Source organism: Paenibacillus sp. BSR1-1 (assembly GCF_030403775.1).
GTDB lineage: Bacteria > Bacillota > Bacilli > Bacillales > Cytobacillaceae > Neobacillus.
The window spans coordinates 375,662-390,465 of sequence record NZ_JAQMWQ010000003.1 but is presented as its reverse complement, the minus strand read 5'-3'; the positions used below and the strand labels follow the sequence as shown (position 1 = coordinate 390,465).

Here is a 14,804-nt window from a genome sequence, read left to right as displayed (position 1 = left end):
TCAAATATTTCGGGAATGAAAATAAATGAACTTTGTGATATTATAACAATATTAAATTTGCACATTGGAAAAATATATCTTTTTGGGAGAGGAACAGCATGCTAAGGTGGAAACGAAATTTGTGGGTGCTCTGGATCGGAGTTTTTTTCACATCAGCAAGTTTTTCCATGGTCATACCTTTTTTGCCGATTTTTTTACTTCAAATTGGAGTACACGATCACACTGAAATGTGGTCAGGTCTGTTATTCGGTTCGGCCTTTTTTGCTGGTGCCCTTGCCTCGCCGTTCTGGGGGAGTATGGCAGATAAATATGGCAGAAAACCGATGATCATTCGAGCCGGATTTGCCTTGTTTGTGATATATACGTTAATGGCTTTTGTCACAAATCCATATGAAATCTTGGTCCTGCGCATCCTTCAGGGGTTACTAAGCGGGTTCATTCCTGGTGCGATTGCTTTAATTGGAACCAACACGCCTAATGAAAAAGTGGGATATGCCCTTTCGATGATTTCATCCGCCTCGGCATCTGGAGGAATTGTCGGGCCATTACTCGGCGGGGGAATGGCTGAATTAGTAGGAAACCGCTGGGCATTTGCGAGCGCAGGGATTATTGTATTTTTCGCGACCATCCTGATCATTTTTTTAGTAACAGAGGAAAATTTTAAACCCAGCAAGAAGCGCGGCTCTGTCAAAAATGATTTTAAAACAGCCTTGGATAACCGTCCTTTGATGCTTGTTTTAATTTTAACCGTCATTACTGCCTGTTCGGTGTTGACGATAGAACCGGTGTTGCCCTTGTATATCGTTAAACTGAGCGGTTCTGCCGATAACACTTCATTTCTGGCAGGAATTGTCTTTTCACTGCCTGGGATTGCAAGTGCACTGTTTGCTCCCTTATGGGGAAAATGGGCCGATAAGGTTGGATTTCAGAAAGTTCTCTTCATAGGACTGCTAGGCGGCGGAATTTTCACCATCGGCCAGGTTCTATTCACTCATTTATGGGGATTTTCACTGATCCGCTTTGTGTCTGGAATCTTCTTCTGTGCGGTTTTCCCGGCTTTAAATGGCTTGGTTGTGAAGTCCACAACAGAGGATTTCCGCGGAAGAGCCTTCGGTTTAAACCAAACAGCTACCCAAATTGGCGGGGTGACGGGACCTTTGATCGGGGGATTAATTGGAGGCATTTTCCCTGTACAAAGTGTATTTATCTTAACGGGTCTTTTATTATTAGTTGCAATGGTAATGGCTTATTGGAATAGCAATGAGTTGAATAGTACCCTGAAAAGAAAAGCTGTATCAAGTAAATAGTACGTTATTTTTCAAAAAATAACCCTGGGTCCATTTTATGGATCCGGGGATTTTTTTGGTTCATATAATCAATGGGTGGACATACATTTAGAGTATAAGTCCAAATTTTTTTTGAAAATAACTAGAAGGAGAAGGACAAGCGGATGGGTTTCTTACAGGAAATATTTAATAGTTATCATACCTTTTTATCACTAGATGCACTAAAATCGGTCTTTTCTAATCCAGCAAGCTGGGGGATTATTGGAACTCTTATCATTTTAGAAGGGCTGCTTTCGGCTGATAACGCCTTAGTCTTAGCCGTTATGGTGAAGCATCTGCCAAAACATCAGCGAAAGAAAGCTCTATTCTATGGGATCTTTGGTGCTTATTTTTTTCGTGTTATCGCGATAGGGTTAGGAGTCTCCTTAATCAATATTGCTTGGATCAAAATTGTCTGCGGTCACTATCTCCTTTGGATGGTTTTTCAAAATTTTATTAAGAAAAATGAAGATGATGGCGAAATCCAAGGCAGAAGAATGGGCTTTTGGAGAACCGTGATAACCGTTGAGCTTATGGACATTGCTTTTAGCTTTGATAGTATTATTGCCGCATTCGGTGTCTCGAATCATGTTTGGGTGCTCTTATTAGGAGGTATGTTAGGAATCTTAATGATGCGAGGTGTCGCTCAATTATTCCTAACCTTAATTGAAAAAGTCCCGGAATTAGAAACGACGGCCTTTGTTTTAATAGCGATTATTGCCATTAAAATGATTGCTGCAGCCTTCGGATTCCATCTTGATGAATTAATTTTCTTTAGTATTTTAATAGCAGTATTCATGGGAACCTTTATCGTTCATTTTTTCCGGAGCAATTCGGAAAGAACAATCTAATATCAAAAATGGAGCAGGGTGGCAATTACCCTGCTTTTAAGATTGTTAATCTATTGGTAAAAGTTGTTACTCCTTCTTAGAGACCTTTCGTAAATATTTCTCCATTGAGGACAGTAATTCAGATAAAGATACATCTTCATCATCGGTTCTTTCCATCATAACTTCCTCTGTATAAGGTTCCTCTTCTGTATATGTCTCCTCTTGATTATAGTTCATAACACGTTGACGTGATTTCTTCGATTCTGATTTATATGCTTGTTTTTCGGCTTCATATTGAGAGACGTCTTGTTTATATGATTTGGAGGATCGGTAAACCTCTTGTTTGTTTGATTTCTTCGATTGATTTGAAGCCTGGCTATTCGATTTTTGATCTTGAGCATTTTCAATTTTAAGGCCATAGCTAATGTTTTTGATATGGAACATCGACAGGCGGACAATTTCCTCTTTATTAATCAATGAAACGTAATCTGGATGGATATCACTTAATACGCCTTCAAGCTTCTCCGGGCCCCCTCGATTAATTTTGACCCATTGAAATTTCAATGATTCCAGTAAGCTATAGAAATTATCTGCTTTTTTATATTGAATATCATCTGGGACATCAATGTTAAATTGCATTTGGCCCTTCATGTTATCGGTAAAGCTTTTAATATGCTGGATATTGTAATAAACAAGACCATCGTCTTCCGTGAAAAGAGCAACATGATCTTCACTGGCATCCATTAACTTCCCTATTCTTGATTCAGAGCCGCCTCGATTGACCTTTATTACCTTCCCAATAAAATATTTCATGATATCATTATGCATAATAAGTTTTCCCCCTGTAAATTTTTATAAATTATATTAACACTGCATCTATATGTGTCACGGAATGACGTTGTCCTAATAAATTAGCCTTTTTTTTAAAGATTAAGAGAAAATAGGCAAATGATAGAGTATGATACAAGACCAGGACCCAGATGGACATACTTTGTTTGTGCTTGTATCCTGCTTTTAAATCGGGGTTTTTAGAAAAATTTTTTAAAGGTAATCAATCAGCTGGGAATGAAAAATATGAAGGTGTTAGGCGAGATTTTAATAGTCCTGTTAGTGGACAAATAAAAAAGCAGTAAAACTTTCTTTACTGCTTTTCGTTCATCATTGTTCTACTAAGGTGGTAACGGAAACACTTTGTTTATTGTTTGGTTCGTCCAACGGATGAATGGTTGCTTTTCCGCTTTGCTGGTCCACATGCTCAATATATATTCGGGTACCGTTATAGGTCACGTTTTCCATTTGTGGGGAATTACAAATTTCCTGTGCGCGTTGTGCATCCATATGAGTAACCTCCTTTCGTTTTTTCTACAAGATTATTTGTAATAAACGAAGGGTTTATTCTTATGAATGGAATAATTTTTTGTTGATTGATGTAAAAAGCTTTATTAACGGTTAAAATTATGTTATTTATTATATGTAAGTTGTATAGCAATATATTGTTGTTAGTTCTACTAGGGGGGTCCGATGGCTCGGACTGAGAGAAGGATGCAAAATCCTTTGACCCTTTGAACCTGATCTGGATCATACCAGCGTAGGGAAGTAGTTTCGAAGGCGTCATTCGAGTTTTTCTGTTATGCGCCGCTACTTTTTGACGATTAATCAGGTTCTGTTTTCCAACAGAGCCTTTTTTTATTGTCATCTATTTATATGTCTGTCTTTGGACTAAACATATAATGGACTATGCTGTAACTTCTAGATTGCAAAATCTATCATTTTTAGGAGGAAGTTACAATGCAAAAGGAAGCAAACGTAGAAATTGAATTACAAGCACCATTTACAGGAAGCCGTAAAGTTTATCTTGAGGGATCAAGACCTGATATTAAAGTCCCGATGAGAGAAATTCAGTTGACACGAACCGCCACTGCCTTTGGTGAAGAAGAAAATGCACCTGTTAGAGTTTATGATACAAGTGGTCCTTATACAGACCCGAATCATCAAATTGATATCAGGAAAGGGCTTCAGGCATTGCGTAAAAAATGGATTTTTGAACGCAATGATGTTGAAAACTATGCAGGACGAGAAATAATGCCAAGTGATAATGGTTACCGTGATGAAGATGAGCGGGCCAATCTTGAATGGTTTCCTAACATAAACAAATTACCTTTGCGTGCCAAAAAAGGACATAATGTTACCCAAATGCATTATGCGAAAAAGGGGATCATCACACCTGAGATGGAGTTTATCGCGATCCGTGAAAATGTAGAGGCTGCATTTGTCAGGGATGAGGTTGCCCGCGGGAGAGCGATTATTCCAGCCAATATCAACCACCCTGAGAGTGAACCGATGATTATTGGACGGAATTTCCATGTGAAAATCAACGCCAATATTGGGAATTCAGCTGTCTCATCCTCGATTGAACAAGAGGTTGAAAAGATGACTTGGGCAACACGCTGGGGAACAGATACAATCATGGATTTATCAACTGGAAAAAATATTCATACAACAAGAGAATGGATTATCCGTAATTCCCCGGTACCGGTTGGGACGGTGCCTATTTATCAAGCTCTTGAAAAAGTGAATGGAATTGCTGAGAACCTAACCTGGGAAGTTTATCGCGATACGTTGATCGAACAAGCTGAACAAGGGGTCGATTATTTTACGATTCATGCTGGTGTGCTGTTACGTTTTATCCCATTGACAGCGAAACGGACGACAGGAATTGTATCCCGTGGAGGTTCGATAATGGCGCAGTGGTGTCTGGCCCATCATCGGGAAAACTTTCTCTACACCCATTTTGAAGAAATATGCAAAATTTTAAAGCAATATGATATTTCAGTATCATTAGGGGATGGACTGCGTCCTGGCAGCATTGCCGATGCCAATGATGAAGCGCAATTTGCAGAGCTTGAAACTTTAGGTGAATTGACGGATATTGCTTGGAAGCATGATGTGCAAGTGATGATTGAAGGCCCCGGCCATGTTCCGATGCATAAGATTAAGGAAAATGTGGATAAGCAAATGGAAATCTGTAAAGAAGCGCCTTTTTATACACTCGGGCCGTTAACCACCGATATTGCTCCCGGATACGACCATATTACTTCCGCAATTGGCGCCGCGATGATTGGCTGGTTTGGAACCGCCATGCTATGTTATGTGACACCAAAGGAGCATCTTGGTTTACCCAATAAGAATGATGTCCGTGATGGCGTTATAGCTTATAAAATAGCGGCACATGCAGCAGATTTAGCAAAAGGTCATCCTGGGGCCCAAATGAGAGACAATGCCTTATCGAAAGCTAGGTTCGAATTTAGATGGGAGGACCAATTCAATCTATCATTGGATCCAGATCGCGCAAGAGAATATCATGATGAAACGCTCCCATCTGAAGGGGCCAAAACAGCGCATTTTTGTTCCATGTGCGGTCCAAAGTTTTGTTCGATGAAAATTTCCCACGATATCCGGGGAATGGCAATGGAAGATGAAAAAAATGAGGAAATAACAATCGATGAAGGCATGAAGCAGAAAGCGAAGGAGTTTATCAGCAATGGATCAAAAATATATCGATAAATCTCCTTCCCATGAAGTAACGATATTGATAGACGAAATCCATCTATTAAACCGAAAAATTGATCTCTTGAAAAGTAAAATTCAATTTATCCAAAGTCAATGTAAACATATCTTTTTAGAAACACCCGGAATGAGAGAATGTCAGAGGTGTGGTTTCGCTGAAAGTACTTATTATTAATTCCTTCAAGGCCCAACATGATAATGTTGGGCCTATTTTATCCCTGCTAACATAGGAAATTGGTAGCGTATTGAATTTTTAAAATAATGAATATTATAAAGATGGCCATACAAACGCTTTTCATTTTTTAGAAAAGAGGTGTCCATTTGAAAAAGAACAACGGAAAATGGTTATTATTGGTGTTGATGTATTTCCTTTTATCATTACAAATCATTCCCACAGCTGTAGCAGCAAAAGGTCAGCAAGCAAAAGAAAAGGTAGTAGAAACTAATCAGACTACCCAGCAGGGGAATCCTGCTCAGGCGAGAAAAGGGGAGGGGTATGACAAAAAAGGAGCAGGTACTGCAGCCCATAAACAGGATAAACTTAATCATGATGCATATGATTCTAAAGTTGAATCTAATCAAAAAAATAATCCATCTAATCACAAGGTAAATGTTTCTCACCAAAAAACGAATAAGAATGACCATTCTTCGAAAAAGGCAGTCAATAATCCACAGCAATCAGATAACCAGAACAATACTCAATCCAAAAATGATTATAGCAAAGAAATTGAAAATAGTACGACCACACCTCAGAATTCAAATTCGAATAAGAGTACCCAAATACATCTTCATTTAAATAAATGTTATAAATCCGTCACTCATGTATATGTATATTGGGGCGGTAAATGGAAGGCAATGTCATCACAAGGAAATTCACCGCTTTATAAACTACACGATGGAGGACAATATGTAAAAGATGATGTTTCAGCATTTAAGCTTATAACAGCAGATAATCAAGAACGTATTTTTCAAGTTAGTGAAATGAAGGTCGGGGTTGAAGCGCAGGGGACGATCAACTACTGGCTTAACCGATGTGATCAAATTTCACCTCCTCCTGGAAATGATGATCAGGATGATAATGAAAATTCCACCCCTCCTCCTGGCACGAATCCAAATAATCATGAAAATGAAACTCCTCCAAGCCAGAACAATGGGAATGGTGCTCCTGAGAAGCCTGCCTCATCTCAAGAACCAAGTCAAATAACAGATGGATCAAACACTAGCTATAGTGGTTTACTTCCCAAAACTGGGGAATCCAGCCCTATCAGCTATTATCTAATAGGATTATTTATCACAGCAGTAGGTGTGTATTTACTAAAAAAAAGTAAAGTAAATCAAACAGAAGTATAGGTCCTATTTGATTATTGGGGTGTTTTAAATGAAAAAAATCCTGGCTTTTTTTTTGATTCTTATCGGATTGGTGACCTTGTTTTTTCCAAAAGTGATGCAATTATATGAGACTAATAAACAGGATAAATTATTGAAGGAATGGGAGAATAATGGCACACAGAACGAAAGCTCTTTGGTAGAAAACTATAAAAGCCTTAATGGAGTGTTTGGAGAAGCAAATTATAATCATATTAAAACCGAAAATGTTCCGAATTCTAGTGATATGCCGGAAAATATGGCAGGTGTTCTAGAAATCACAAAGATAAACTTGAAGCTTCCCATTCTAGAGGGAGCGAATCAAAAAAATTTAAGAATTGGGGCCGGCCATCTCGAAGGAACAGCCCTTCCAGGTGAAGTTGGAAATTCCGCCATCGCGGCCCATCGAAGTCGAACGTACGGAAGGATGTTTAACCGGCTTAAAGAACTAAAACCCGGAGATAAGATTATTACTAAGGATCAAAAACATTCATATATTTATCAAGTTTATGAAGTATTAATAGTGAAACCGGAGGATTTATCCGTATTAAAAGGGGAAGATAACGAGCGGATATTAACCCTTATTACATGTGACCCCATAACCACGGGAACCCACAGGTTAATTATCCACGCAAAACTTATTTCTTAATTATAATGTTCCAGCTGTCAAATTTATTTGGCAGCTTATTTGTTTATATTACCTCTTATATTATTTTTCTAATACTAGCGATCTTTTCGGTTTTAACTCTCTTTTTGTTCGAATAAAGGCGATAAAATCAATTATTTCATCTGGAGTTAATGGTTTACCGTCCAGGAACAAGCTCACATTTTTCTGATGAATGATTTCTGTTATCTCTGTAACCCCATGCCCGCCGTAAGTTTCATCTGTTCTTCCCAACAAAAAATCAACAGTCGTTTCAAATAATTCCGCTAATTGTGTTAGGGAGAGTAAGGACGGTTCCCGGTATCCTGACTCATAGCCAGCATAAGTACTTTTAGCTATTCCTAATTGATCAGCGGTTTCCTGCAGCGACCATTTTCGTTCTTTTCTTAATTCGGATAAACGATCCAGCATTCGTCTCCAACTCCATTTTCATAATATTGTTCAAATTATAACATAGAATCATAGAACCGAATAGAAAAAAGTACGCGTATCGAGTACAAACTATTGATTTATCCAATTTAAGTTCTATAATGAAAAGTATAGATACGCATTACGCGAATAAAGACTATTTTTTCACTCAATGGAGCTGATACAGTTGAAGAAAATCCTATTACTCGCCACCGGAGGGACCATTGCATCCGTAGAAGGAAATGAAGGACTCGTTCCTGGTCTTTCCGCTGAGGAATTGCTTCATTATTGTCCGATTACTTCCTATGGTATTACAATTGATAGTAAAATCTTAATGAATATTGATAGCACGAATATGCAGCCTGAGCATTGGGTGAAAATAGCCCAAGCCATCCATGATCATTATCAAGAATATGACGGTTTTGTCATAACCCATGGAACAGATACACTAGCCTATACGTCGGCAGCGCTTTCTTACATGCTTCAAGGACTTGAGAAGCCGGTTGTTTTAACAGGTTCACAAGTTCCGATCAGTTTCAAAAAAACAGATGCGAAAAAAAATGTCGCCGACGCCATCCGGTTTGCCTGTGAAACAATTGGAGGAGTCTTTATCGTTTTTGACGGCCGAGTTATCCTCGGAACAAGAGCGGTTAAAATGCGTACAAAAAGCTATGATGCTTTTGAAAGTGTGAATCACCCGTATGTTGCATTTGTGAATGACACGGAAGTGAAATATCAGTGGAAACCAGCACCATCCACGGACAAGCTTTCAATTAATACTGGGTTATGCACCGATGTATTTCTAATGAAATTATATCCTGGAACCAAACCGGAGATTTTTGATAGTTTAAAAGGATTATATAAAGGTATAATAATAGAAAGCTTTGGTAATGGAGGATTGCCGTTTGAAGGGCGGAACCTTCTTTCAAAGATCCAGGAGCTGACAAGCGCAGGTGTGGCGGTCGTCATTACGACCCAATGCTTAGAAGAAGGGGAAGATTTGCTTCTCTATGAAGTCGGCCGAAAAGTAGCCCAGCATAACGTTATTTTATCAGGGGATATGAACACGGAAGCGATTGTCGCTAAGCTCATGTGGGCACTTGGACAATCTGGTGGTTTAGATGAGGTCAAGAAGATCATTGAAACTCCTCTAGCAGGGGATTTAACGATTAATTCTAATAAAGAAGAATAATGTTATTAAAATCGAGGAGAGATACTATGTCCATCATGCAAAAGACAAATGGGAATGTACGAATTGAAAAGGATTTTCTAGGAACAAAGGAAGTGCCGGTTGATGCTTATTACGGTGTACAAACGTTAAGGGCCGTTGAGAATTTCCCGATTACCGGCTACCGGATTCATGAAGAATTAATAATAGCAATGGCGATGGTCAAAAAAGCGGCAGCACTGGCAAATATGGATGTTAAACAGCTTTATTCCGGCATTGGCGAGAATATTGTTAAGGCAGCGGAAGAATTAATGGCTGGCAAGCTGCATGACCAAATCATTGTTGATCCGATTCAGGGCGGTGCTGGCACTTCGATTAATATGAATGTTAATGAGGTCATTGCCAATCGTGCCATCGAATTAATGGGCAAAGAAAAGGGAGACTATTTTCATTGCAGCCCGAACACCCATGTGAACATGTCGCAATCAACAAACGATGCGTTTCCGACGGCCATTCATATCGCCGTATTAAACCTTCTTGAAAAATTGTTGGAAACTATGAACGTGATGCACAGCGCTTTTGGACAAAAGGCTCAAGAATTCAATCATGTTATCAAAATGGGACGGACCCATCTTCAGGATGCTGTGCCAATCCGTCTCGGCCAGGAATTTGAGGCCTATGCCAGGGTTATCGAACGGGACATCAAGCGAATAAAGCAGTCGCGTCAGCATTTATATGAATTAAATATGGGGGCAACCGCTGTTGGCACGGGACTAAATGCCGATCCACGTTATATTGAAAATGTGGTCAAATATCTTGCCGAAATCACCGGGCTGCCGTTGGTTGGAGCGGAGCATCTTGTGGATGCTACTCAGAATACCGATGCGTATACTGAAGTTTCAGCAGCTTTAAAAGTATGTATGATGAATATGTCTAAAATCGCCAACGACCTGCGCCTTATGGCATCTGGCCCTCGTGCGGGATTGGCAGAAATCCAATTGCCTGCCCGTCAGCCAGGATCTTCCATCATGCCAGGAAAAGTGAATCCGGTTATGCCGGAAGTGATTAACCAAGTGGCCTTCCAAGTAATCGGAAATGATCATACGATCTGCCTTGCCTCAGAAGCTGGCCAGCTTGAATTGAATGTCATGGAGCCAGTGTTGGTTTTCAACCTGCTTCAGTCGATCAGCATCATGAATAATGCTTTCCGCGCCTTTACGGAATACTGCTTAAAAGGGATTAAAGCAAATGAAGATCGCTTAAAGGAGTATGTTGAAAAGAGCGCCGGGATAATTACTGCCGTAAATCCACATCTTGGCTACGAACCAGCAGCAAGAATTGCCAGAGAGGCGATTCTTAGCGGGGCGTCAATCCGTGATTTATGTTTAAAATATCAAGTATTGACCGAAGAGGAGCTTGATTTAATTCTTGATCCGTATGAGATGACACATCCAGGGATTGCTGGGGCCTCCTTGCTGGATAGAGACTAAACAAAAGGTGCTTGACACTCTATTTTCGGAGGGTGTCAGGCACCTTTTTTTGACGATCACATTTTTACAGAAGCCTCATTAGGAGACATGGCCTTTCGCCATGATAACTGGGCAAGTGTGAGCACTAAAAGGGCAGCTATTCCGATCCCGGCAATCACGATAAAACCGGTTGAATAGGTGCCGGAAATTTGTTTAAGGGAACCAAGAATATTTGGTATAAAAAATCCGCCAATTCCGCCGGCGGCCCCGACAATACCGGTAACCATGCCAATCTCTTCCCGGAACCTCTGCGGCACCAATTGAAACACCGCCCCATTTCCCATCCCAAGGCAAAGCATGCCAAGAAACAACAGGGTAGTCACTAGGTGAATAGAAGGAAGCTGGCTCACGCCGAACATCGATAGTGCTACGCCGATAAATAAGAATGTTAGTAAACGTCCGCCGCCAATCCGATCGGCTATGTAACCGCCAACTGGCCGGAAAAAACTTCCTGCAGCCACGCACAGTGTCACGAAATCTCCTGCGGTCACCATTGATAACTCGTACTGATCCACAAAAAAGATACTTAAAAAACTGGATAATCCCACAAATCCACCGAAGGTGACACTATAAAGCAGGCAAAAATACCAAGTATCCCGTTGTTTCAGCACCTTGAAGTATTCAAAAATCGGTTTTGCTGCCGGCTGGGAAGGAGCATCCTTAGCTATTATGAAATATAGGCTAAAAACGATTAAAAGTGGCAGCATTGCCAATCCCATCACGTTATGCCAGCCAATTTTTTCAGCAATTCGCGGACCGAACAGTGTCGCAAATAATGTTCCACTATTACCCGCACCTGCTATTCCTATTGCCAAGCCTTGTAATTGGGGTGGATACCAACGGCTCGCCATCGGAATCGCTGCCGCAAAGCTTGCACCTGCAACACCAAGGAGGATTCCGACTAAATAAAGCTCTGGTAATGTTCGTCCAAATAACCATCCCCACACAAGAGGTATAATTGTGACGAGCATTCCGCTAATCGCCGTTTTACGAGGTCCAATCCGATCTGTCAAGACCCCAAGGACAAGACGGAAAAAGGAGCCACTGAGGATAGGAACCGCTACAATCAGGCCCTTCTGAGAGGGAGATAAACTAAAATCTTTTGTGATAAAGACTCCTAGTGCCCCTAATATGACCCAAATCATAAAACTAACATCAAAGTATAAAAATGATGCCAACAATGATGGTGCATGACCGCTCTGCTTTAAATCCGTTAATTTCATCATTCATTACCCCTTTCTAACTTAATAATGATTCAGTTACCAGCCGATATTTTTTTTTTGAAAAGATCACTTTTCCAATCAAATATAAAAATGAAATAATACCAATTGTTGTTTTTTTCATTCCTTACCTCCCAATCATTTGCTTTTTTTAGCATAGAGGGACATCGCTGCTCTTGTCAGAAAACATGTAAGGTATCCTGACAATGAATTTTTCTGAAAATTTCATGTTAGAAAATATCACACAATTAATTTCTGCTTATTCGTTTTATGGAATAATGGAGAAAGTTCATGGCGTCAGCTTACAATTGGATTGTCTGGAGGGTTATTAATGGCAAAACAAAAATTAATCTTGATTGGGAATGGAATGGCCGGCATCCGCTGTCTGGAGGAAATCTTAAAGTTGAATCCCGATCGGTTTGATATAACGGTCATTGGCAGTGAACCGCACCCAAACTATAATCGGATTTTATTGTCGACTGTTTTGCAAGGGAGAACATCGTTAGCCGACATTACCTTAAATAGCCGGGAATGGTATAACCAACACCATATCAAGCTGTTTTTAGGGGAAATGGTCCTAAAAATTGATACCGACAATCAAATTCTCTTAACAGATAAACAGCGAGTGGTATCATATGACCAGCTTATTTTAGCTACTGGTTCCACTCCGTTTATGCTGCCTATTCCAGGCGTTGATAAGGAAGGGGTCATTTCTTTTAGAACAATTGAGGATTGCCAAATCATGATCGAAACAGCGAAGAAGTATAAGAAAGCAGTCGTAATTGGCGGCGGACTATTAGGATTGGAAGCAGCAAGAGGGCTGTTGAATCTGAGTATGGATGTAAAGGTGGTTCATCTTTTTAGTTTTTTAATGGAAAGGCAATTGGATCAAACAGCGGCGAAAATGCTGCAAACAAAGTTGGAACGGCAAGGGATGATGTTTCTTTTGGAAAAAGAGACAGCGGAGATTCTCGGGGACGGACGGGTTGAAGGCTTGCGGTTCAAAGACGGAACAGAAATAGAAGCCGATTTGATTGTCATGGCAGCGGGGGTCAGGCCGAATGTCCAGTTGGCGAAGGATAGCGGGATTGAGACCAATCGCGGGATTCTTGTTAATGATTTTTTAGAATCGAGTATTCCGAATATCTACGCTGTCGGGGAATGTGTGGAGCATCGCGGAATTGTTTATGGATTGGTGAAGCCTTTATATGAACAAGGGAGGGTGTTAGCCAAGCGGATTTGCGGCATTGCTAGTAAGGGATATGAAGGATCGATTCTTTCTACACAATTGAAAATTTCGGGAGTAGAGGTTTTTTCAGCAGGCCTGTTTGAGGAAACCCGAGATTCAAAGGCGATTAAAATTTATGATGAGATAGCTGGAGTATACAAAAAGATGGTTTTCAAAGGTGATAAAATCATTGGTGCTGTCCTGTTCGGGGATACAAGCGAGCGCGGAAAATTACTAGAAATGATTTTAAAACAACAAGATTTACAGGATGTTGAAAAAGTTGCCATTTTTCCAACCTCTATTGGTGAAAGCCATACAATTACATCTATGGCCAACAGTGATTTTATTTGTAATTGCAATGGGGTAACAAAAGGAGCGATCATCGAAGTCGTACAAAAAGAAGGTCTTTCCTCTGTTGAACAAGTGAAAACATGCACAAAGGCGTCAGGTTCGTGTGGTGGCTGCAAGCCTATGATTGAAGAGCTATTATCCTATATTAATAGTTATGATTTTTCCGAGGTGATAGAAAAGTCGTCCTTTTGTTCCTGTACTTCATTATCAGAGGATGAAGTGGTACAAATGATCCAACAGTTGGGTCTGTCTTCTTTATCGGAGGTGATGGATGTCCTTCATTGGAATACCAAACAAGGCTGTACGAAATGCCGGCCGGCCTTGTCCTATTATTTAGCGATGATTAATCCAGAATATGAGAATATCCAGGAACCCCTTTTTCTAAACGATCGGATGAATGCCACCTTACAACAGGACGGCACGTACTTCGTCGTCCCGCAAATGTATGGCGGAATGACCAAGTCTGAGCAATTGCGAAAAATAGCGGATGTCGCTGACAAATATGGGATCGTAGATATTGCAATTACAAGTGAACAAAGGATTCATTTGATGGGGATAAAAGAAGATGACCTCGCTGGTGTTTGGGCCGATTTGAACATGCCGATGAGTTCAACCTATGGAAATAAGGTGCAAACGATCAAAACTTGTATTGGGGAACATATTTGTCGTTGCGATAAACAATCCTCTCTCGATCTTTCAGCCAGTCTCGAAAAGAGATTGGAATTTCTAACCACTCCATATCGTGTGAAGATGGGTGTTTCTTCCTGTTTGCATGATGGTGCAGGCTGCACCATGAAAGATATTGGAGTCATCGGAATGGAACGAGGCTGGGAAATTTATGTTGGAGGGAGCTGCAGCCGGAAAGGACGTGGCGGTGAACTTCTGTGTATTGCTGCCTCGGATAAAGAAGCGTTTGAAATGGTTACAGGATTTGTCCAATATTATCGGGAGACAGCCAATTATCTGGAGCGGACTTGGGAATGGATTGAGCGACTCAGCTTAGTTCATATAAGAGAAGTATTATTTGATTTCGAGCTTCTCCGGCAATTGTTGGATCGCTTGGAAGAGGAATTGTCGTTGCGGAAGCGGTTTTATGAGAAATCTGAATTGTCTACTTTTAAGGGATTGTAGAAAGTGGCGTATTATTGA

Annotated in this window: 13 protein-coding genes and 1 riboswitch; of the genes, 9 read left to right on the top strand and 4 right to left on the bottom strand. The window is 40.4% G+C overall.

Annotation, left to right across the window (positions count from 1 at the left end):
• The first annotated feature begins 98 nt into the window (after window positions 1-98).
• Both PH210_RS07595 and PH210_RS07590 read left to right on the top strand, forming a co-directional pair.
• On the top strand, window positions 99-1,307 hold the full coding sequence (locus PH210_RS07595) for an MFS transporter (RefSeq protein WP_289984353.1): 1,209 nt from the start codon (window positions 99-101) through the stop codon (window positions 1,305-1,307).
• 143 nt (window positions 1,308-1,450) lie between these two features.
• On the top strand, window positions 1,451-2,176 hold the full coding sequence (locus PH210_RS07590) for a DUF475 domain-containing protein (protein WP_289984352.1): 726 nt from the start codon (window positions 1,451-1,453) through the stop codon (window positions 2,174-2,176).
• Between the two features lie 66 nt (window positions 2,177-2,242).
• On the opposite strand, the gene PH210_RS07585 is transcribed toward PH210_RS07590, so the two are convergent.
• Together PH210_RS07585 and PH210_RS07580 are read right to left on the bottom strand one after the other, a co-directional pair.
• The gene (locus PH210_RS07585; protein ID WP_289984350.1) at window positions 2,243-2,983 is read right to left on the bottom strand and encodes a YwrJ family protein; all 741 of its coding nucleotides are present in this window, start codon (window positions 2,981-2,983) and stop codon (window positions 2,243-2,245) included.
• Between the two features lie 330 nt (window positions 2,984-3,313).
• Window positions 3,314-3,493, bottom strand: coding sequence for a small acid-soluble spore protein H (locus tag PH210_RS07580; RefSeq protein ID WP_289984349.1), 180 nt, complete (start codon window positions 3,491-3,493; stop codon window positions 3,314-3,316).
• A gap of 162 nt (window positions 3,494-3,655) precedes the next feature.
• Window positions 3,656-3,767: riboswitch (TPP riboswitch) on the top strand.
• A 176-nt stretch (window positions 3,768-3,943) separates the two neighbouring features.
• Here PH210_RS07580 and thiC point away from each other — a divergent pair.
• The 4 genes from thiC (at window position 3,944) to PH210_RS07560 (ending at window position 7,736) form a co-directional block, all read left to right on the top strand.
• Window positions 3,944-5,719, top strand: a complete 1,776-nt coding sequence (thiC, locus tag PH210_RS07575; protein WP_289984348.1) for a phosphomethylpyrimidine synthase ThiC — start codon at window positions 3,944-3,946, stop codon at window positions 5,717-5,719.
• The gene (locus PH210_RS07570) at window positions 5,697-5,897 is read left to right on the top strand and encodes a hypothetical protein (protein ID WP_289984347.1); all 201 of its coding nucleotides are present in this window, start codon (window positions 5,697-5,699) and stop codon (window positions 5,895-5,897) included. Before thiC ends, PH210_RS07570 begins: the two co-directional genes overlap by 23 nt.
• 146 nt (window positions 5,898-6,043) lie before the next feature.
• Window positions 6,044-7,072, top strand: coding sequence for an LPXTG cell wall anchor domain-containing protein (locus tag PH210_RS07565; RefSeq protein WP_289984345.1), 1,029 nt, complete (start codon window positions 6,044-6,046; stop codon window positions 7,070-7,072).
• 28 nt (window positions 7,073-7,100) lie between these two features.
• Window positions 7,101-7,736 carry a class D sortase gene (locus PH210_RS07560; protein ID WP_289984343.1) on the top strand — a complete coding sequence of 212 codons (636 nt, stop codon included), beginning with the start codon at window positions 7,101-7,103 and terminating at the stop codon, window positions 7,734-7,736.
• Window positions 7,737-7,796: 60 nt separating this feature from the next.
• On the opposite strand, the gene PH210_RS07555 is transcribed toward PH210_RS07560, so the two are convergent.
• Window positions 7,797-8,162: a helix-turn-helix domain-containing protein gene (locus PH210_RS07555; RefSeq protein ID WP_289984341.1), complete on the bottom strand. Its 366-nt coding sequence runs from the start codon at window positions 8,160-8,162 to the stop codon at window positions 7,797-7,799.
• Window positions 8,163-8,346: 184 nt separating this feature from the next.
• On the opposite strand from PH210_RS07555, the gene PH210_RS07550 reads away from it, so the two are divergent.
• Window positions 8,347-9,351, top strand: coding sequence for an asparaginase (locus PH210_RS07550; protein WP_289984339.1), 1,005 nt, complete (start codon window positions 8,347-8,349; stop codon window positions 9,349-9,351).
• 35 nt (window positions 9,352-9,386) lie between these two features.
• Window positions 9,387-10,817 carry an aspartate ammonia-lyase gene (gene aspA, locus PH210_RS07545; RefSeq protein WP_289984436.1) on the top strand — a complete coding sequence of 477 codons (1,431 nt, stop codon included), beginning with the start codon at window positions 9,387-9,389 and terminating at the stop codon, window positions 10,815-10,817.
• 56 nt (window positions 10,818-10,873) lie between these two features.
• Here aspA and PH210_RS07540 read toward each other — a convergent pair whose 3' ends face one another.
• Window positions 10,874-12,079, bottom strand: a complete 1,206-nt coding sequence (locus tag PH210_RS07540; RefSeq protein WP_289984434.1) for a nitrate/nitrite transporter — start codon at window positions 12,077-12,079, stop codon at window positions 10,874-10,876.
• A gap of 328 nt (window positions 12,080-12,407) precedes the next feature.
• On the opposite strand from PH210_RS07540, the gene nirB reads away from it, so the two are divergent.
• The gene (nirB, locus tag PH210_RS07535) at window positions 12,408-14,786 is read left to right on the top strand and encodes a nitrite reductase large subunit NirB (RefSeq protein ID WP_289984338.1); all 2,379 of its coding nucleotides are present in this window, start codon (window positions 12,408-12,410) and stop codon (window positions 14,784-14,786) included.
• Window positions 14,787-14,804: the final 18 nt, after the last annotated feature.